The organism is Kaistia sp. UC242_56 (assembly GCF_044452255.1).
GTDB classification, from domain to species: domain Bacteria; phylum Pseudomonadota; class Alphaproteobacteria; order Rhizobiales; family Kaistiaceae; genus Kaistia; species Kaistia defluvii_A.
In genome coordinates this window covers 3,190,781-3,210,732 of record NZ_JBIOAN010000002.1, presented here as the reverse complement: position 1 = coordinate 3,210,732, position 19,952 = coordinate 3,190,781, and the positions used below count along the sequence as shown (strand labels likewise).

Below are 19,952 nucleotides of genomic sequence, written 5' to 3'. Positions count from 1 at the left end.
TCCTTGGAAACTCGTTCAACGACGTGTGGTCTGTCGACCCATGGCCGCGAATAGATTGATCAGGCCCATGCAGGCCCAGGTGATGGCGAAGGCAATGATGGCAAGCGCCGCCGGCTCATAGGCGCGATTGGCGCCGATCCGCTGCAGATACGGACCGAAGGCCGGGCGGTTCAGCAGGCTTGCCATAGTGAATTCGCCGATGACGATCGCAAAGGTGAGGAACGCGCCCGAAAGAACCGCGACGCGGACATTGGGCAGGATCACCGTCAGCAGGATGCGCGGCCACGAACTGCCGAGGCTCTGCGCGGCTTCCGTCAGGGTCCGCACATCGATCGCGCGAAGCCCGGTATCGACCGAGCGATACATGTAGGGCAGGGCGAGCGTGACATAGCTGAAGGTCAGCAGAAGATCGGTTCCGCGCGCGCTGGAGGTGAGCGGCAGCCAGGACGAGGAATTATACATCCGGAGATAGCCGAACACGATGACGATCGCCGGAATGACCAGCGGCAGCAGCGTGATGAACTCGACGATCGGGCGCAGGCGCGGCAGCTTCAGCTGGACGACATAGGCCGTCGGCACTGAAAGCGCGATGCCGACAAGAATGGTGCAGACCGCGATCACAGCCGAATAGCCGAAGCTCGCCTGGAAATAGGGATCGGCCAGGACGATGCGATAGGCCTCGAACGAATAGCGGCCGCGCTCCATACGCAGCGAGAATTCGAACGTCGCGATCAGCGGCACGAGAAAATAGGTCGCGCCGAAGATAACGCCGAGCCAGGGGAAGAAGCGGGATTCTTTCCATCGGATCCACCGCCCGGTGCGCGAGCTCAGCCAGATATAGATGCCGTTCGAGATGCCGGTGATCAGGATCATGCCCAGCGCCAGCGCATAGCCGAGATTGGGATCATGCAGCACGTCGCCGCGGATCTGCGCGTAGAGCAGAATGGTGATGATGTTGAGCGACGAGCCGGTCAGCGCATAGGCCGTCGCGATCGCGCCGAAGGAATTGGCAAAGAGCAGCATGAAGGCGCCGAGCAGGCTCGGCCACAGAATCGGCAGCGCGATCATGCGCCAATACTGCCAGGTCGAGGCGCCTAGGATCGACGAGGCCTCGCGCCATTCGCGCTTCAGCCCGTCCAGCGCCGGCGTCAGGATCAGCACCATCAGCGGGATCTGGAAATAGAGATAGGTGAGGGTCAGCCCGGAGAAGCTCAGCAGGTTGAAGCCATAGCGATAGATGTTGATGCCGAAGATGTTGAACAACAGCGCGGTGACCAGTCCGGTTCGCCCCAGCGTCGCCAGGAAGGCGAAGGCGAGCGGCACGCCGGCGAATTGCGAGGCGACGCCGGAAAAGGTCATCAGCATCGGCCGCACCCAGCGCGGCAACTTGCCCAGCACGATGGCCAGCGCCAGCGCGAAGCCGAGCAGCGAGCCAAGCAGGGCGGAGGCCGCGCTGATCGCGATGCTCATCCGGTAGGCCTTGATGATCGTCGGCTGGTTCAGATTGGCGATGTTCTGCAGCGTGAAGCTGCCATCGGGCGTCTGAAACGCGCCGATCACCAGATAGCCGGCCGGCAGGATCAGGAACATCAGCGCGAAAATCAGGAAAGGCACGACGCCAAGCCAGCTCAGCGACATCGGGCGCGGCTTCGTGGTGGCGATCTCGACTGTCGATTGAGCCATGGGCACCCTGTGCTGGCCGTCGGTTCTGGAATGCAGGATGCTGGCGCACCCGGGAAGAGGCAAGGGGCAGGGCCGAAATAAACCCGGTTCGCCCCGAGCGCCGGACATAGCCGGCAAAGCGACAAAAAAGAGCCTGGTTGGACCAGGCTCTTTTCTTTCGCGTCAGCCCCGGGGAGCGGGGCCGGGATCGTCGACTACTTGGCGACTTCCGCGCCGACGACCGTATCCCACTGCTTGGAGATCACTTCCTTGGAAGCGTTCTGCTGCTCGACCGTCGGGAAGATGGCCTTGGCATAGGATTCCGCCGGCGGCAGCTTGGCGAGCAGATCGACCGGGATCTTGCCGTTCTTGGCGAGATCGTCGAAGCGGATCGGGTGGCAATAGCCCTTCAGCCAGCCGAGCTGGCCCTCGTCCGAATAGAGATATTCCATCCACAGCTTGGCGGCGTTCGGATGGGGCGCATAGGCGCTGATTGCCTGGACATAGACGCCAGCGACGACGCCCGTCTTCGGCACGACGACCTCTGCGGCCGGGTTGCCCTTGAGAATGTCGCGCCAGCTGAGCGCATTGTAGTCCCAGGCGATGATCACAGGGGTCGAGCCCTGGGCCAGCGATGCCGACTTACCGATGACGGGCACGAAATTGCCCTTCTTGTTCAGCTCGGCGAAGAACTTGAGGCCTTCCTCGCCCGCCTTGGCGACGTCGCCCTTGTCGCCGGAAAGGCCGGCGGCGAACACGCCCTGGATCGCCTGGTTGGCGACGCGCGGGTCACCGGCCAGCGCCACCGAATTGGCGAGGTCGTCGGCGAGCAGGTCCGGCCAGTCCTTCGGCACGGTCTTGACGATGTCGGTGTTCACCAGGAACGACAGCACGCCGTAATAATCGCCGTACCAGTAGCCTTCGGCGTCCTTGGCGGCGTCCGGGATCGTGTCCCAGGTCGAGACCTTGTAGGGCTGCAGGAGGCCTTCGGCCTTGGCCGAGGGGCCGAAGGAGAGGCCGACATCGATGACGTCGGGCGCCTGCGGGCCGGTATTGCCCTTGTTGGCCTTGATCGCCTCGATCTCGTCGCCCGAGCCGGCATCGGGGTTGAGCTCGTTGACGGCGATGCCGTACTTGGCCTTGAAGCCTTCGATGACGCCGCCATAGCCGCACCAGTCATGCGGGAGGGCGATGGTCGTGAGCTGGCCTTCCTTCTTCGCCGCTGCGATCAGCTCGTCCATGTTCTGGCCGAGCGCCACGCCGGATGTCGCGCAGATGGCAAGTGCGGAAACCGAAATCCGCATCCAGTTCGTCTTCATGCTTCTTCTCCCTCGGCGACGTATCGCCCCGTTGCCCCGGCACGGCCCCCTGGCCGGCCTGATGATAAGCCGTCTACTTTCAACGCTAGCACGCATTCTTGAAGCTTGGATGTCGCTCGGAGTCGAGGCGCCTCGCGGCTTTTCGCCGGCTTTGTCAAAGTTTGGCACAACTCCAGCGCTTCCCAATGCCTCCGATTCCCCTCTGCCTGGCGCACGAGACGCGCCCGGCGGCAGGAAGTTTAGCGCAGCCGTCCGAGACTCGTAAGCCGCCTCGTGAAATGGCAGAGGGCCAGAAGGGAAGCCCGCGGGGGCCGGTCAGTAGAGCCACGCCAGCGCGGGCAGGAAGTCGAGATTCTGGACATATTCGAGCGCTTCCATCAGCGGGAAGATCGCCAGGAACAGCAGCCCGTCCAGGAAGGTCCGCTTCAGCGCGTGGGTGGAGAAGGCGACATCGGGACTGTCGCGATAGAGCGCGAAATTCGGCCAGAACAGCGGCGTCCGCGCGGCATAGGCGACGAATTCATCGCCAAACAGCGTCCTCAGGTGATCCGCCTCCTTAGTGGCGGTCATGGTGAAGGCGATGTAGCTGAACACGCCCAGCATCAGCGCGATCAAGACGGATCCGAAGATCAGCCCGACGCCGACCGCGCCGATCGTCGAAAACAGATAGAGCGGGTTTCGCGTCATCGAATAGGGGCCGAGCGTGGTCAGGGCGCGGTTCTTGCGCGAGCCGATATAGAGAATGCTCCACATTCGCCCGGCGACGCAGACGAGCACCAGGCAGAAGCCCGCGGATTCGAGGAACTCATGGACCTGCCCGGTCCAATAGGGCCGCACCAGCAGCAGAAGCAGGGCGAAGACCATCGCCGCGATCTGGACGAGATGGATGCGCAGTCTCTGGTTGAGCGCTACTGTTCGCACATTGTGCCCGCCGCAGGAGGAAGGAGAATTTCGCTTGGGTCCGCATTGTAGCCAATCCGGCCGGGCGAAGGCATTCGAATCGCTGCGGCATCGACGCTCGGCTCGGCGGTGGACGCTCCTCTCTCGCGGCGAGACGGTGCGTGTGGGCAAGGGGGCAGGGCGCGGCGCCGGCGGACCAGGGGGGCGGTGAACGGGGAGGCGGCTTTCGGGGCAAGCGCCAGCGTGGCGGGGATGCGGAGCCAGATCCCGGGGCGGCGCGGGAGGAGGCGCCGAAATTCCCGGAGGCGATATTTTGGGGGCTGTGGATTGCGAAGGGATTGCCGAAACAGTCGCTTGACCGGGCCGCCGAAACCCCCTATCTCCACACCCACGGCGCGGCCAGCGGCAAACGTCTCCCAGCGGATCGATCGATCGGCACATTCGGCGAGACAGCCAAACGGCCTTGTTGGGGAATAGTTTAACGGTAGAACGACGGACTCTGACTCCGTTAGTCTTGGTTCGAATCCAGGTTCCCCAGCCACTTCGCCAAACCCAGTAGATCTAGCGACTAGATGAGATCGATGGCCTTGTATTGGGCCTCATCCTCAACAGTTGGGTGCGTCCCACGACGGGGGCTATCGCCGCTATCGCGGGTCCGGACCGTCGTCGCTCTTACTCCGTCGTTTGCACTACTTAGCTCCCGGGCGGGTTGGCCTCCAGGATATTGTCCCGGAAACAGGCGGCCGTAATCGGAGCAAGGCGATTAAGCCGGTAGCTAGAGAAGGACTCTGGCGTACTCCTCGTTTCGATCTCGCACATTCAGCCCAACGTCCCGCAATTTCGATGCTCAGCGGCTGCGTTCCGCCTGGCGCGCTAACGTTCTTAGGCGAACCCGTTCTTGAAACGTCCTTTTGCGCGTATGCTACGATCCGTGTCTAGCGTGGTGGGGCCGGGGTGATTATGGCAGGTTACCGAGGGTTGCTGCCCTATTTCCCCTTTACCTGACCTTGTAGAGCTCCTGGGACTGTGCCATCTCAGCAGGCCTGTCCTCGGTGGCGAGCGAGAAATTTCGGTTGGTCTACAAATGCCATTGTCAGGCAGGGTGATGGGAGTGTCCGGTGGCGGTGTCTCGCCATTGAAAAATGGCCGCCGATGGTATGTCGCCGCGTCCCAGCCGGGGCGCGAAGACGTTGCACAACTTCATCTGTCGCGGCAGGGCTTTATCTCCTGGTTGCCTCGCCAGCGCCGAATGGTGCGGCACGCGCGAAAAACCGTCGAGAAGTCGGTCGCCTTCTTTCCTGGCTATGTCTTTGTCGCCCTTGACCTCGAGACGGAACGTTGGCGTCCGATCAATGCCACGGTCGGCGTTCGCTCCCTGGTCATGCAGGCCGGTCGGCCGATGGCGTGCCCGGCCGGGTTGGTCGAGAGCATGCAGCTCCTGTCCGACGCCTCGGGGTTGATCAACGAAAACCCGCTGTTGACCGAGGGCGGTGCCGTGCGCGTTCTGGTAGGTCCCTTCGCCGAGATGGTGGGAACGCTGACCCGACTCGAGGGCGCCGGAAGGGTGCGCGTCCTTCTCGATCTGATGCATAGCCGGGTGGCCATTCAGATGGCATCCCGCGATGTGACGCCCATAACATAACGGGCGCCTCGATCGGGCTAAATAGTTCAAAATTCAATGTAATCTTGATATGTATAATCACTTGATTTAGTCGGGTTGATAAGCGATCGGTACAATTCCACTCGCGGGTGATTCACCCGGGAGTGCGGTAGCTATGAGCGACTTTGTGCTCGTAAACGGGTGGGCGTGCTGTGCCGCCGCCGGTCTTCTGAATTTGAGCTCATACAGCTCGGCAACTTGGCCGAGTGCGGGCGTGGCCCTTCTGCTCCCGCAGAGCCACTCCGCTCGGTTTGGCCACGCGAATTTTTCTGGGGGAATTCTTGAATCTGGACCACGCGAAGATCGCGGTGATTGGACTCGGCTATGTCGGCATTCCGCTTGGCTCGCCCGCATGCGTCCTTGCCGTCAAGGCGCTCGACGCTGTTGATGGTGGCCTGAGCCCGTGAAGTCCCGTTCCATGATTGGCGCCCTGCGCGAGATCTTCGCGCATGTCTCGCCGCAACGCCGCCGCCAACTCTTGCCCGTGCTGGCGTTGATGTTGGCCGGCGCCCTTGCCGAGTTGGTGTCGATCGGCGCCATCCTGCCGTTCCTGGCGCTCGTCGCCGATCCGCAGAAGGCGATGGCCGTCGGCCCATTGCGCAGCGTGCTCGAAAGCGTCGGCCTCGACACGCCGATGCGCGTCGTTACGGCTGCGGCCATCCTGTTCGCGCTCTCGGCTGTGGTGGCGGGCGCCGTCCGGCTGCTTCTGGTCTGGGTCAGCCAGCGCTATGTCTTCGGCATCGCGAAGGAACTCGGCGTCGCCGTCTATAGCCGCACGCTGCACCAACCCTATGCCTATCATACCGGCCAGAACAGCAGCGAGACGCTGGCGGCGATCAACAAGGCGCAGCTGGTCAGCACGCAATTGCTCGTGCCGCTGATGCAGGCGGCAAGCGCAACTGTTATCGCGATCTTCATCCTCGCCGGTCTGCTGTTCATCGATCCGGTGGTGGCGCTCGGCTCGGGCCTCGGCTTTGGCGCGATCTACCTGCTGGTCATGGTCACCACTCGGCGTGTGATGCGGCGCAACGGCCGGATCATCGCCAAGGCTCAGGGCGAGCGGCTGCAGGCCGCGGGCGAGGGGCTTGGCGGCATCCGCGATGTGCTGCTCGATCGCTCGCAGGACGTATTCATTGGGCGCTTTGAGGAAGTCGAGGCGCGGCTGCGCGCCGCGCAAGCGACCAACAATTTCATCGCCCAGACGCCGCGCTTCATCGTCGAGGGGCTTGGCGTGGTGCTGATCGTCGGCCTGGCGCTACTGCTCAGTTTTCGCGATGGCGGCCTCATCGCTGCGATCCCCTTGCTCGGGGCTCTGGCGCTTGGCGCGCAGCGGCTGGTGCCGCTGATGCAGCAGGCCTATGCCGGCTGGAGCGCATCGCTCACCAACGGCACGATGCTCCATGACATTCTCGACATCCTGCGCCTGCCGGATGCGCCGCAATTCGCGGGGGCCCGGGCCGGCGACAAGCTGCCCTTCGCCGGCGAGATCGTGTTGGAGAATGTCGGCTTCCGCTATCCCTCCGCCGACCGGCCGGCGCTGGAAAATGTCAGCCTCACCATCCCGAAGGGGTCTCGCGTCGGCATCATCGGCAAGACGGGCAGCGGCAAGTCGACCCTGATGGATCTCGTCCTCGGCCTGTTGTCGCCAAGCCAGGGGCGCATCCTTGTCGATGGCGTCGAAGTTAACGACGCCAATCGCACCGCCTGGCAGGCGCAGATCGCACATGTGCCCCAGGCGATCTACCTTGCCGATGCGACGATCGCGGAAAACATCGCCTTCGGCGTACCGAAGCACGAGATCGACCGCGCCCGTGTCGAGAGCGCCGCCCGCCAGGCCGAGTTGATGGACGTCATCGAGCGCCTGCCGGAGGGCTATGACACCTTCGTTGGCGAACGCGGCATCCGCCTTTCCGGCGGCCAGCGCCAGCGCATCGGCATCGCCCGAGCGCTGTACAAGCAGGCGACGGTCTTGGTGTTCGACGAGGCGACGAGCGCCTTAGATAGCGAAACGGAAGCGGCGGTGATGCGGGCAATAAGGAGCTTGGGAAGCTATCTCACCATCATCATAATCACCCACAGACTTTCTACAGTCAATGGCTGCGATTTTGTGTTGACTGTCTCCTCCACGTGTCATCCGGCCGGCGATACTGCATCAGAATCTTAAGTAAATCTGGCATGATAGAAAATAAAGACATCATCGTTTCAGTAGTTCTGCCCGTATACAACGGAGCAAAATTCCTAGACGAATCTTTGGCCAGTATTTTGGCTCAAACTGAGAGCCGATTCGAGTTGCTGGTCGTTGATGATGGTTCGACGGATCGGTCTCCTGACATTGTAACTCGTTGGATGATGCAAGACGCTAGAATACGTCTTATCCGATCACCCAAAAAGGGTGTAGCGGCCGCTTGCAATGAGGGAATAAGGCTGGCGCAGGGGCGCTATATAGCAAGGATGGATGCGGATGATATTGCGCTGCACGATCGCTTCGCGAAGCAGGTTCGCTATTTAGAGCGACATGAAAACTGCGTCGCTGTCGGCGGTGCGTATGTCGAGTTTTTTAACGACGGTTCCAGAGGGCGCACGCAGACCTGGCCCGCTCGCTGGACGTACAATTTGGATGATCTGTTTGGGCCAATTGGGATGCCTCACCCAACGGCCATGATAAAGATTGAAGCACTTAAGTCTGTCGGGGGGTATCGAGGGGCTTTTGTCAGTGCTCAGGATGTAGATCTATGGCTCCGACTGGCTAGTGAGGGGGATATCGACAATTTGAACGATGTCGTTCTGCTATATCGCCGGCATTCGGAGCAGGTATCGGAGCATCGAGCGATAGAGCAGTCCCTTTGCAGAGGGGTGGCAATGGCGATGTCAATTGCACGCCAAATTGATTCAGAGCCGAAATGGGATGCCGATGAACCGCTCTCCGCTCTTAGTGTGTCGAAAGTCGCGGCAAATAGTTCTCCTGAAATAGCTGCTCTACTTTACGCCGTGCTTGTAGAATACTATTTTAAACTAGGCGATGCTAAATCGTCTAGATACTATGCAAATCTATCATATCTCACTTTTCGCGGCGTAGTTAAATTAAAAATTGCTCAGGTATTGCTTAGACGTTGGTTGGTCCGCTCACTAAGCAACGGGGAAACTGGTCTTCCGACTAAGTTTATCATGGCTGCTCCGGTAGCATGGACCCAATCTCTCGGTGGGTATCTCTTTGAGAAGTTTCGCCGCCGTTGGTCGTCGTAGGTTTAAAGTGGGCGTCGAGATAATATGAATATACTTGTAGTCAGTGGATATTGGCCAACAAGTCGGAATTCGATATCTGGCATCTTTGTTGCCCAGCAAATTGCAGCCCTCGTTCGATGCGGTGTACGCGTGACGCTGTTGGTCCCCACGGCATCTTTTCGTGAGGTCGGGCGGCCATGTTCATTTGAGGAATTGGGCATAGCCGAATCGTCGGCCAATCTGGTTGAAGTACGTACATTTCGTTTTCCAGCAAGAATGGCCCCACTTCCTGGCGTCGTGGCTACTAACGCTCGGATTCTCGGACGCGCGATTAGGCGGGCGCTTGAGGCGCGTTCGCAGAGCGAAAAGTTTGACGCCTGCATAGTTCACGGCCTCCGTGAGCCAATTTCTAGTCTGCCGTATTGGCGTCACTGCGTGCGCGGTAAGGTCGTGTTAATTGTTCACGGGGAGGACCCGTTCTTTGAAGACCGCACTAATATCATGCGAGCAGAGCGCTATATTTCGCAAGCAATGTCGGAGAACGACGAATTCGTTGTGGTAGGAAATCGGCTTGTTCGATACCTTAAGTCGTTCGGCGTAGATTCCGTGAGGGTGAGCGTGATTCCCAACGGCACAGACCTTCCCGCATATTGCGACGTGACCGACTATCAGCGACCTATTACAGATACGCGAAAAATCGTTAGTGTTTCAAATCTAATTGAAATCAAGGGTATCGATGACAATTTACGCGCACTGGCCCGAATTGCTTTGGAAAGTCCTGATATTGATTGGGAATACAGGATCATCGGCGACGGGATTTACCGTTCCTCCCTTCAAGAGCTGAGCCACCAGCTCGGACTTTCTGAGCGTGTCAGATTTCTTGGCCGACTAAGTTATCAGGAGACGATGTCAGAGGTCGAGAAATGCGATGTCTTTTCGCTGCCGAGCTGGGCTGAGGCATTTGGCATTGTCTACTTAGAAGCTATGGCACGGATGCGGCCCACGATTGGATGCACGGGAAATGGCGCCGCTGATATCATTGAAGATTATTTCGATGGTTTTTTGGTGCCGCCACGATCACCAGAGGCGCTTTCTGCGATATTGAAAAAATTGTTGCGAGATCCTGTCCGTTGTGGGGAAATCGGATTCAAAGCTAGGCAGAAAGCAGAGAATTTCTCTTGGGATACGAATGCAGTAAGTGTGCTTGAGATTCTGCAATAATATATCGTACTGTATCGTAATTATATATATTTATAAAAATACTATATACACAGCAATTTAACAAAACTAGATTGTGGGCGCGAAATTATCCCATTCATATTTGTAATAGCATTATTGCTTCGTGTCGGATCTTCCGCAACGGCGGATGTAAGCTATATTCTATTGGTCATATTAGCTTTTCGAGCGCGCGGCGGGGCGCTACTCGCCCTTTTGTTTTGCTGGCTGTTCACTATGATTAGTCCAGGTATTGCTCCGATTTCAGGGTTTTCTTCGGCAGGTCGTTATGCCGTTATATTTGCTGCAGCCTTATCTGTGCTTATGAAAAATCGGTCCACAGTACTGGCATATGACGCCGTCCCAACACTATTTCTTGGAATTTTCATAACTTTCCATTCTATATTATTCAGCCCTATTGTGGATGTCTCGGCGTTGAAGTCCATCTCATGGACTATTTCGATGCTTACGGTCATCACCGCATGGCGGCAATTGTCTCATGACGACTGGGATGCCGTTAGCCTCCAGGTCTTTCGGAGTCTAATCTTGGTGATGGTCGTTAGTCTGCCACTCCTTGTGTTGCCGCTCGGCTATCTCGTGAATGGAACGGGCTTTCAAGGCATTCTCAACCATCCACAAGCGATGGGGCCTACGCTGGCTCTATTGGGTGCCTGGTCTGCTAGTCAAATGTTCGGATCCAAGCGTCCGCCGTGGCATGTTGTGATTCTCGTGATTGTTTGTGTCGTCCTTGTATTGCTATCAGAGGCCCGTACCGCAGGTCTGGCCCTTTTAGGGGGATTTAGCTTTGCTGCCCTATGCGTCTCCCTATTGAGCAAGAGAAGACTAGTTTCTACGCTTCCAGGATTGTTCAGTCCTCGCTTTGGGTTGATTACAGTTGTTGGAGTAGTTTTATTATCGCTATTTGGCTCGAAATTTCTCGGTAATATTGCATCGTATATTTCCAAACGGGGTGAGGCGTCAAATCTGATGGAGGCCTATCAAGGATCTCGGGGGTATCTTATCGACGCTATGCAAGCAAATATTTCCATGTCTCCTTGGCAGGGGATCGGATTTGGTATCGCTTCGATCCCTGAGGCCATGGTGGTGACTCGCGATCCTATGCTCGGCCTGCCAATTGGAGCCGCAATCGAGAAGGGTGTGATGCCTCTTGCGGTTCTAGAAGAGTTAGGAATCCCGGGTTTTATATTCGTCGCAGTTTGGATTGCGTCTGTGTTGAGGAGAAGCGCTCGTGGTGGGGTCGCTTCTCTGAGCGTGGCTCTCACGGTGTTACTCCTCAATCTAGGAGAGAATACGTTGTTTTCGGCCGGTGGTTTTGGGATGCTGCCCATCATACTGCTCGGATGGGCGATCACCAGCGCGGATCATCTATCGCCCGTGCGACACGCGCCGAACCGTCGAATGACTCAGCCAGCATGACGCGTTCGCCGCGAGAGATCTGGTTCTGGCAGCGTATCGTGACTCCGCATATGACGGCCTTGGCGGCCGGTCTTGCGAGAGCGGGGTGCGCGGTCACGTATGTGGCCGAACAGGAGATGTTGCCCGAGCGACAGGCTCAAGGCTGGGCGCGTCAGCCCATGCCGGGCGTCGAGCTAAATTATGCTTCTACTGGCGCGGAGATTGATCGACTGACGGCGGCAGCGCCGCATGACGCGGTTCACATTTGCCAAGGTGTGCGCGGAAATGGGTTGGTAAGCTACGCCCAGAAGGCTCTGGCTCGGCGAGGAGCTCGCCAGTGGGTCGTCATGGAGACTGTCGACGACTCCGGTTGGCGAGGTGTGCTAAAACGGTTCGAATATCGTCGTCTCTTTGCGACGCGGCGCGGACGCATGGAGGGCGTCCTCGCCAATGGTCGTGGTACGGCGGATTGGATCGCCTCTAGAGGGGTGCCGAATGCATTGGTATTCCCATTCGCATACTTTCTGCAGAAGGCTACGGACATAGACGAGTGCGATGAGCATCGCCCGAACTCGAATTCGCGTTGCATTTGTTGGTAGGTTAATCGAACTCAAACGGGTACGTCTGTTGATCGAGGCAATCTCCGGTCTTGCGTCCCAGAACGTCGAGTTGGCCATTATCGGTACCGGTCCGCTTGAGGGTGAATTGCGGACCATGGCAGAAGCGCTTTTGCCGGGCCGTGTCCTCTGGATCGGGGTGTTACCGATCGAGGAGGTACCGAAGCACATGGCTCAAGCCGATTGTCTCGTACTTCCCAGTCGCCATGATGGCTGGGGCGCCGTTGTGTCCGAAGCGCTCATGGTTGGAACGCCGGCAATATGCAGCGACCGATGTGGCGCGGCTGGGGTTGTCCTCGCAAGCCGGCGCGGCGGGGTGTTTCCGTCGGGTGATGTCGGAGCGTTGACGACCCAGCTTCAGCGTATCGTTGATGGCGGGCGGCAATCATGGCAGCAGCGTGCAGAACTGGCTGACTGGGCGAAATGCCTGGGTGCCGAGGCAGGGGCAACCTATCTCACTGAGATCCTGCGATACGTCGAGACTGGAGGGGCTCGGCCGGCTCCGCCCTGGGAGGGCGCTGGGAGCGCGAGGGACCAGACCTCGATCGGATCTCTGCTTTCGTGACTAGGATGGCGGCGCAATTGGCGAGGCGACCTCGGATCCTCGTTTTTGCAGGGCACTATCTTCCGGGCTTTCGTGCCGGAGGGCCTATCAGGACGATCGCCAATATGGTCGATCAACTGGGCTCCGAATTTGACTTCCGCGTTGTGACTGCCGACCGCGATTTGGGTGATTTGAGCGCGTATGTGGGCGTGGAGGTGAATTCATGGAATGTCTGCGGAAGGGCGCAGGTATTCTACCGTTCCCCTGGTCCTCCGGGATGGTCCGCGCTCCTGGAACAGTTGGCGACCATCGACTATGATCTGATCTATCTCAACAGCCTATTCGGCACCGACGCCGCTTTGCGCCCGCTGCTCTACCGGCGCTTGGGAAGACTGTTGCGTCGTCCCGTTCTCCTCGCCCCCCGCGGTGAGCTCAATGTCGGAGCTTTGCAGCTAAAACGGCTTAAGAAGAAGACCTTCTTATCGATTAGCCGTCCGCTGGGGGTCTACAGCGGTCTGTTTTGGCAGGGTTCGAGCGCGGTCGAGGCCGACAGGATCGCGCTTGAAATGACGGCTCCCCACGAGAGGATTTTTGTCGCGCCGGACCTGACCGGTTGTGCGACCGATATCACGAGTGGGTCAGCCGTGAGGTCGAATGGCCACCAGTTACACATTGTATTTCTCTCCCGCGTCAGCCCCATGAAGAACCTTCGCCAAGCCCTCGCCGTTCTTGCCCAGGTGTCGCGACCCGTTTCATTCGATATCTACGGGCCGATCGAAGACCGCACCTATTGGAAGGAATGCGAGGTCGCCATCGCCTCGCTGCCCCCCCATATCGTCGTGCGATACGGCGGGGAAGTCGTGCCGGCCGATGTCGAGAAGACGCTTTCCGCCTATGATCTGTTCTTCCTGCCTACGCTGGGCGAGAACTATGGCCACGTCATCCGCGAGGCGCTGTCGGCGGGCGTGCCGACGCTGATCAGCGATCGTACGCCTTGGCGGGGACTGGCTGAAAAGGGGGCGGGCGCCGACATTCCGCTCGAGCAGCCGGAAGCCTTTGTCGCGTGGATCGAGGCCTTTGCCGATCTTCCCGTGTCCCAACGCGCGGCGATGCGCGTCGCTGCCCGGCAACTTGGCGACGATCCCGTGGTTGCGGCTACCAACCTTGAAGCCAACCGGTCCATGTTTCATCAAATCCTCGGCTCGAGAGCCGGCTGATCCGAACGAGCAATCCAAAACATGTTTGAGAATAAGACGCTTTTGATCACGGGCGGCACGGGGTCATTCGGGAACGCAGTCCTGCGCCGCTTCCTTGATTCCAATATCGGCGAGATCCGGGTGTTTAGCCGCGATGAGAAGAAGCAGGATGACATGCGCAAGCGCTATGGGCATCCGAAGCTCAAGTTTCATCTCGGTGACGTGCGCGATGAACGAAGCGTGGCGGCTGCCATGCATGGCGTCGACTACTGCTTTCACGCCGCAGCGCTGAAGCAGGTACCGTCCTGTGAATTCTATCCGATGCAGGCCGTGCGCACCAACGTGCTGGGAACGGAGAACGTCCTGACCGCTGCCCATGCGGCCGGGGTGAAGCGTGTCATTTGCCTCAGCACTGACAAGGCCGTCTATCCGATCAACGCCATGGGCATCAGCAAGGCGATGATGGAAAAGGTCATGGTTTCCACGTCGCGGAGCTTCAACGGTGGCGAGATGGTCACCTGCGGCACCCGCTATGGAAATGTCATGGCGTCGCGGGGGTCCGTAATCCCTCTCTTCGTACAGCAGGTCCTGGAGGGCCGGCCGATCACGGTCACGGACCCTGCCATGACCCGCTTCATGATGACGCTCGAGGATGCTGTCGAATTGGTTCTGTATGCATTCGCACATGGCAACAATGGCGACATTCTCGTCCAGAAGGCGCCGGCAGCGACCGTCGAGACCCTGGTGCGCGCAATCCTGGATCTGCTCGGAAAGCCGGACCACGAAGTGCGCGTCATAGGCATCCGGCATGGCGAAAAGCGGTTCGAATCCCTCCTCGGCCGCGAGGAAAGGGCCCGCTCAGACGATTTGGACGATTATTTCCGAGTGCCGCCGGACGATCGGGATTTGAACTATGACAAATTCTTCGATCAAGGCGAGGAAGCTCTAGGGCTGGCGAGCGAATACAATTCTGAGAACACAACCCGCCTGGACGTCGAAGGGATGAAGGCCCTGCTGCTGAAGCTGGAGTTCATGCAGCGCATTGTGCGTGGCGAACGCGCTGCTCTGGAGGATTGAGTGATGGCCATTGTTGTGACGGGCGCGCATGGCTTCATCGGCCAAAACCTCGCGATCCGCCTAGCCGAACGGGGTGAGAAAGTCATTGCTATAGGGTCTCGTTCAACCGAGGCGGAGTTGCGATCGGCCTTGGAGCAGGCGGATCTTGTTTTTCATCTTGCCGGGGTCAATCGACCGCAGGACGACAGCGAGTTCCAGTTGGGAAATGTCGGCTCCACAGAGCGGATCTGCGCTGTTCTCACGAGCCTCGGTCGGGCAGTCCCGATCGTGTACGCGTCTTCGATCCAGGCAGAGCGTGACAATGCCTATGGTCGCAGCAAGCGCGCCGCAGAGGGTGTGCTGCAGGACTACGCCAGCACGACGTCAGCGTCGGTCGTCATATTCCGCCTGCCCAACGTCTTCGGCAAATGGGCCCGGCCCAACTACAATTCCGCGGTGGCGACGTTCTGTCACAATACGGCTCGTGGACTGGACATAAAGATCCATGATCCCGCCGCGCCTCTGTCACTGGTTTATATCGACGACGTTTGCCACGCATTCCTGGCTCAAAACGGGGCGCAAGCTGCCGGCGCCGCTTTTGTGGGTGTGACGCCAGTCTACCGAACCACTGTGGGCGAGGTCGCGAACCTCATCGGCGGATTTGCCCGGAGCCGTCATGACCTGACCACGGATCGGGTTGGGAGCGGCTTCATACGGGCTTTGCATTCAACCTATCTCAGCTATCTGGAACCGGCAGCCTTTGCCTATGACGTTCCGCGTCATGCCGATGCCCGAGGCGTGTTCGTCGAGATGCTCAAGACGCCGGACTGTGGCCAGTTCTCCTACTTCACGGCCGGTCCCGGCGTGACGCGCGGCCAGCACTACCATCATACCAAGACCGAAAAGTTTCTGGTTCTGACCGGTGAGGCTCGCTTCAGCTTCCGCCATATTGTCACGGACGAACGACATGACATCGTCACGCGGGGCGGTGAGGGGCGCATTGTCGAGACGATACCCGGCTGGACTCACGACATAACCAATGTCGGGACGACAGAAATGGTCGTCATGCTGTGGGCGAACGAGATTTTCGATCGCGAGCGGCCCGACACGATAAGCCAGAAGGTTTGATGCGCCGATGAAGAAGTTAAAGGTCATGACGGTCGTGGGCACGCGCCCGGAGATTATCCGGCTGTCTCGCGTGATGGCTCGGCTCGACGAGCATATGCATCAGGTCCTGGTGCACACGGGACAGAACTACGACTACGAACTGAACGAGGTCTTCTTCAAGGATCTGGAGCTCCGAAAGCCCGATCATTTCCTCAATGCGGCGGGAGCAACGGCCGCTGAGACGATTGGCCAGATCATAATCGCGGTCGACAGGGTGCTGGAGCTTGAGAAGCCGGACGCGTTGCTGGTGCTGGGCGACACGAACAGTTGTTTGTCCGTCATCCCGGCCAAGCGTCGCAGGATTCCCATTTTCCATATGGAGGCCGGCAATCGCTGCTTCGATCAACGCGTGCCCGAGGAGGTCAATCGGCGGATCGTCGATCATACCGCCGATATGAACCTGACCTATTCCGCCATTGCGCGTGACTATCTGCTTGCTGAGGGGCTGCCGCCCGACCGTGTCATTCGAACCGGCAGTCCGATGAACGAGGTTCTCACTTACTATCGGCCAGGCATAGAGGCCTCGAACATTCTCCAGGAACTTGGGGTCGACCCGAACCGGTATCTGGTTGTCAGTGCCCATCGCGAAGAGAACGTCGATTCGGAACGTCAAATCCGCAGGTTGGCTGATTGTCTGAACGCCGTAGCCTCCCATTACGACGAGCCTGTATTGGTCAGTACGCATCCGCGGACTAGGGCCCGTGTCGAACGCTTTGGGCTGACGTTCGACCCTCGAGTTCGGCTCCTGAAGCCCTTCGGCTTCCTGGACTATGTCGCGCTCCAGATGAATGCGCGAGCGGTGCTCTCTGACAGTGGCACGATCACCGAAGAATCGTCGATCTTGAACTTCCCTGCCTTGAACCTCCGAGAAGCGCACGAGCGCCCTGAGGGCATGGAAGAGGCCGCCGTGATGATGGTCGGGCTAAATCCGGAGCGGGTTTTGCAGGGATTGGAAATTCTCGAGTCTCAGAGAAGAGGGGAGTCGCGAGATCTAGATATTGTAATAGACTACTCATCAAGAAATGTTTCTGGCAAGGTCTTACGGATAATTCTGAGCTACACCGACTACGTTTCCCGTGTGGTTTGGAAGACAGACTGATACTTTAAGATGAGAATACTGATTATCTCTCAATATTTTTGGCCCGAGTCGTTTCGTATAAATGACTTGGCCGATATCTTAGTTCCAAGGGTCATACCGTCACGGTTTTGACGGGAGTTCCAAATTATCCGGAGGGCGCTGCCTTTCCAGAGTATGTTAAGGACAAGAGGAAATTCACGCGTCTAAACGGTGTAGAGATAGTTCGCGTTCCTATGCCGGTTCGGGGAAGGGGCCGATTAAGACTTGCATTGAACTACGCTGTATTTCCTATGAGCGCCTGTACAATTGGTGTTTGGCGGCTACGAAACGCAAGATTTGATTCCATCCTTGTATGTCAGCTTTCCCCAATTACATCTGCAATCCCGGCAATTCTATTCAAGCGGCTTAAAAAGGCTCCCATTCTACTTTGGATACTGGATCTCTGGCCTGATAGCTTGTCTGCTGTTGGCATCGTGCGATCTCAACGAGTGTTAAATTGGATCGGTCTGGTTGTGAAGTTCATATATCGCAACAGCGATCGAATTCTTGTTCAGTCAAAGGGCTTTGCTCGAAGTGTAGAAGAACACGATGGAGATGGGCGATCTATCCGATATTTTCCAAGTTGGGTTGAGTCGGAGTATTACAAGGTAGGGAATGAACGAGCTGTCGAACTAGCATACTATCAAGACACTTTTAATGTCATGTTCGCCGGCAATATCGGCGAGGCGCAGGATTTCCCAGCTATTTTGGGCGCGGCTGAAGCCGCCAGAGATATATCTGATCTGCGTTGGTTTATCATCGGAAGTGGACGGGCCCTTGACTGGGTTCGCCAGGAAATCTCTGTTCGGCGTCTTCAGGATCGGGTCGTTCTATTGGGCCGCCACCCGACCGAGCGCATGCCATCGTTTTTTCGAGCGGCCGACGCGCTCCTGGTAAGCCTCAAGAAAGAGCCTGTCTTTTCCATGACTGTTCCTGGCAAACTGCAAAATTACTTGGCATCGGGAGTGCCAGTTCTCGCCATGCTGGATGGAGAGGGTGCCCGCGTGGTGAACGAGTCTGGCGGTGGCCTGACATCCCCCGCTGGCGATGGCTTCGCACTGGCGCAATCCGTGCGCCAGCTGAAGGCCATGACCGAAGTCGATCGTCGCGCGATGGGAAGAAGGGGACAGGATTACTGTCGACGTGAGTTCGGGCGCGATATTTTGATGTCCCGACTTGAAGGATGGATGGCGGAAGTCTCGCGGTCGACGGCTGGCTGACCCGCTTACCGGATCTCCGACTGAATGCTGTCGACAGTCCGTTGATCCGGTCGCCAGCCCCAGGTTGCCCAATGCGTCCGGTCAATGATCAGCGGCTCGAACAGGCTCTGTCCCATTTCGGCGCGGCCGGTGGCGCGCAGCATTGGAAGCATCGCCCAGGCCGGCACGGGGACGAGGAGCGACTTTGACCCAAGTGAGGTTCGCATTGCCAGGCATAGATCGCGCGTGCTGAGATCCTCGGCGTCGGCGGGAATGAAGACCGCGGGTGGCGTGGGGTGGTCGATCACCGCCTCCGTCGCCAATACGAGATTGCTGATGGAGCAGAAGCTTCGTTTCGCCGTGGCGGCGCCGAACGGCAGGGGAAGGCCGGTCTTGACGAGCTTAAGCAGCGCCTGGAAGCTCCCCTTGCCGCCGCGGCCATAGATCATCGGCGGGCGGACGATGACGAGTTCGATCCTGCCCGCACATTCGTCTTTGAGCTGCCGTTCCGCTTCCGCCTTAGAGCGGGCGTAGGAATTTTGGGGCTCAAATGGGGTTTGAGGGGTGATGGCCGACCCCGCGGCCTTGCCGTGAACGTGGAGGGAGCTGAAGAAGATGAAGCGCCTGACGTTCGCGGCGATCGCGGTGCGCGCGACATCGAGGGCGAGATCAATGTTCGCGCGCCGGATCTCGGATTCGGGGCGGTCGCTGGAAGCAATGCCTGCCAGGTGGACGAGGACATCGATGCCTTCAAGCGATTCCGGCGAGGAATTCAGTGGCTCGATCAACTGCCCGGATGAGGTGGTGGACTGGCGCCTGCCGAACAGGCGCATCGGACGGCATCGTTCAGTCAGTCGCCGGGCAAGGGCCTGGCCGATGAAGCCTGTCGCCCCAGTGATGCCTATGGTCGAGTTTCTATCCACGGACACGGTCCCCTTGGCCTCCGCCCATCACGGTTTGAAAAATGTAGCAGAAGTACTTTCCAATCGACGGCGCGCGAATCCAGGTCTCATCCTCGACCGCCAGCCTTTTGGGCGTGGACATGTCAATGCCCTTGACCTGAGCCGGTCCTGTGATTCCCGGTCGAGCCGAGTAGATGTTGCGGGCTCTTCGCTCCGCAATCAGTTCGAGCTGACTGGGCAGGCTTGGGCGCGGACCGACAAGGCTCATCTCTCCAATGGCGACGTTCCAGAGCTGCGGTAGTTCGTCGAGCTTGAGGCGTCGCAGTCGGGCTCCGAGTCTGGTTACGGCACTAGGTGGCGCGTCATGAGTCCCAACGACGGGCGTGCCTTGCGCCATGGTTCTGAACTTGTAGCAAGTGAAGGTCTTTTCACCGCGTCCAACGCGCGTCTGTCTGAGAAGCGCTGGCCCCGGAGAATCCCGCCGGACCATCACGCTTAAAACAAGCATCACAGGCAATAGCAAAGCGCCTCCGACAATCGCCGCGGAAATATCAATCGAGCGAATAACACTGAGGGTAAGCAAGCTTTGCATGCCATATTTTTTCATGGAGCGATCCGGAACAAGTTCAATATCAGAGGCTGATAGTGTCAAAAACACACTTAGATCATCAATAGAGAATATATAACTAAGTCATGTATAATATGCAACAGGGCCGTGAAATTATTAAGTATTACTTAATTTGAATGACCTAAAGGCACT

17 protein-coding genes, 1 tRNA gene and 2 pseudogenes are annotated in these 19,952 nt (G+C 58.4%); 14 read left to right on the top strand and 6 right to left on the bottom strand.

What is annotated here, in order from left to right:
- Positions 1–15: 15 nt before the first annotated feature.
- From ACHMWQ_RS17745 to ACHMWQ_RS17730, 4 genes and pseudogenes are all read right to left on the bottom strand, one after another.
- The gene (locus tag ACHMWQ_RS17745; RefSeq protein WP_396309475.1) at positions 16–807 is read right to left on the bottom strand and encodes an ABC transporter permease; all 792 of its coding nucleotides are present in this window, start codon (positions 805–807) and stop codon (positions 16–18) included.
- A pseudogene (locus ACHMWQ_RS17740) lies at positions 802–1,683 on the bottom strand (ABC transporter permease); the annotation flags it as partial. The pseudogene ACHMWQ_RS17740 and the gene ACHMWQ_RS17745, both read right to left, overlap by 6 nt.
- A gap of 194 nt (positions 1,684–1,877) precedes the next feature.
- Positions 1,878–2,903: an ABC transporter substrate-binding protein gene (locus tag ACHMWQ_RS17735; protein ID WP_396309474.1), complete on the bottom strand. Its 1,026-nt coding sequence runs from the start codon at positions 2,901–2,903 to the stop codon at positions 1,878–1,880.
- A gap of 393 nt (positions 2,904–3,296) precedes the next feature.
- Positions 3,297–3,902, bottom strand: a complete 606-nt coding sequence (locus ACHMWQ_RS17730) for a methyltransferase family protein (protein ID WP_396308489.1) — start codon at positions 3,900–3,902, stop codon at positions 3,297–3,299.
- A 446-nt stretch (positions 3,903–4,348) separates the two neighbouring features.
- On the opposite strand from ACHMWQ_RS17730, the gene ACHMWQ_RS17725 reads away from it, so the two are divergent.
- From ACHMWQ_RS17725 to ACHMWQ_RS17660, 14 genes and pseudogenes are all read left to right on the top strand, one after another.
- Positions 4,349–4,422 (top strand) — tRNA-Gln (locus tag ACHMWQ_RS17725).
- Positions 4,423–4,992: 570 nt separating this feature from the next.
- On the top strand, positions 4,993–5,523 hold the full coding sequence (locus ACHMWQ_RS17720; protein ID WP_396308488.1) for a transcriptional activator RfaH: 531 nt from the start codon (positions 4,993–4,995) through the stop codon (positions 5,521–5,523).
- Positions 5,524–5,822: 299 nt separating this feature from the next.
- On the top strand, positions 5,823–5,948 hold the full coding sequence (locus tag ACHMWQ_RS17715; protein WP_396308487.1) for a hypothetical protein: 126 nt from the start codon (positions 5,823–5,825) through the stop codon (positions 5,946–5,948).
- Complete coding sequence (locus ACHMWQ_RS17710; RefSeq protein ID WP_396308486.1) at positions 5,945–7,705, top strand: ABC transporter ATP-binding protein; 1,761 nt, start codon at positions 5,945–5,947, stop codon at positions 7,703–7,705. The genes ACHMWQ_RS17715 and ACHMWQ_RS17710 overlap by 4 nt, the downstream gene beginning before the upstream one ends.
- Before the next feature lie 11 nt (positions 7,706–7,716).
- A complete protein-coding gene (locus ACHMWQ_RS17705) occupies positions 7,717–8,784 on the top strand; it encodes a glycosyltransferase family 2 protein (RefSeq protein WP_396308485.1) in 1,068 nt (355 codons plus the stop codon).
- A 24-nt stretch (positions 8,785–8,808) separates the two neighbouring features.
- Positions 8,809–9,984, top strand: a complete 1,176-nt coding sequence (locus ACHMWQ_RS17700) for a glycosyltransferase (protein ID WP_396308484.1) — start codon at positions 8,809–8,811, stop codon at positions 9,982–9,984.
- 231 nt (positions 9,985–10,215) lie between these two features.
- Positions 10,216–11,415 carry a hypothetical protein gene (locus tag ACHMWQ_RS17695; protein WP_396308483.1) on the top strand — a complete coding sequence of 400 codons (1,200 nt, stop codon included), beginning with the start codon at positions 10,216–10,218 and terminating at the stop codon, positions 11,413–11,415.
- Positions 11,416–11,949: 534 nt separating this feature from the next.
- Positions 11,950–12,576 (top strand): glycosyltransferase, encoded by a 627-nt coding sequence (locus ACHMWQ_RS17690; RefSeq protein ID WP_396308482.1) that lies wholly within the window; start codon positions 11,950–11,952, stop codon positions 12,574–12,576.
- Between the two features lie 104 nt (positions 12,577–12,680).
- A complete protein-coding gene (locus tag ACHMWQ_RS17685; RefSeq protein ID WP_396308481.1) occupies positions 12,681–13,772 on the top strand; it encodes a glycosyltransferase in 1,092 nt (363 codons plus the stop codon).
- A 21-nt stretch (positions 13,773–13,793) separates the two neighbouring features.
- Positions 13,794–14,828: a polysaccharide biosynthesis protein gene (locus ACHMWQ_RS17680; RefSeq protein ID WP_396308480.1), complete on the top strand. Its 1,035-nt coding sequence runs from the start codon at positions 13,794–13,796 to the stop codon at positions 14,826–14,828.
- Positions 14,829–14,831: 3 nt separating this feature from the next.
- Positions 14,832–15,935: an NAD-dependent epimerase/dehydratase family protein gene (locus tag ACHMWQ_RS17675; RefSeq protein ID WP_396308479.1), complete on the top strand. Its 1,104-nt coding sequence runs from the start codon at positions 14,832–14,834 to the stop codon at positions 15,933–15,935.
- Positions 15,936–15,942: 7 nt separating this feature from the next.
- Positions 15,943–17,073 carry a non-hydrolyzing UDP-N-acetylglucosamine 2-epimerase gene (gene wecB / locus ACHMWQ_RS17670; RefSeq protein ID WP_396308478.1) on the top strand — a complete coding sequence of 377 codons (1,131 nt, stop codon included), beginning with the start codon at positions 15,943–15,945 and terminating at the stop codon, positions 17,071–17,073.
- A 77-nt stretch (positions 17,074–17,150) separates the two neighbouring features.
- Positions 17,151–17,663, top strand: a pseudogene (locus ACHMWQ_RS17665) (glycosyltransferase); the annotation flags it as partial.
- Positions 17,658–18,311: a glycosyltransferase family 4 protein gene (locus tag ACHMWQ_RS17660; protein ID WP_396309473.1), complete on the top strand. Its 654-nt coding sequence runs from the start codon at positions 17,658–17,660 to the stop codon at positions 18,309–18,311. The pseudogene ACHMWQ_RS17665 and the gene ACHMWQ_RS17660, both read left to right, overlap by 6 nt.
- Positions 18,312–18,316: 5 nt before the next feature.
- Here ACHMWQ_RS17660 and ACHMWQ_RS17655 read toward each other — a convergent pair whose 3' ends face one another.
- Together ACHMWQ_RS17655 and ACHMWQ_RS17650 are read right to left on the bottom strand one after the other, a co-directional pair.
- Positions 18,317–19,213 carry an NAD-dependent epimerase/dehydratase family protein gene (locus ACHMWQ_RS17655; protein WP_396308477.1) on the bottom strand — a complete coding sequence of 299 codons (897 nt, stop codon included), beginning with the start codon at positions 19,211–19,213 and terminating at the stop codon, positions 18,317–18,319.
- Positions 19,206–19,799, bottom strand: a complete 594-nt coding sequence (locus tag ACHMWQ_RS17650; RefSeq protein ID WP_396308476.1) for a sugar transferase — start codon at positions 19,797–19,799, stop codon at positions 19,206–19,208. The genes ACHMWQ_RS17655 and ACHMWQ_RS17650 overlap by 8 nt, the downstream gene beginning before the upstream one ends.
- Positions 19,800–19,952: the final 153 nt, after the last annotated feature.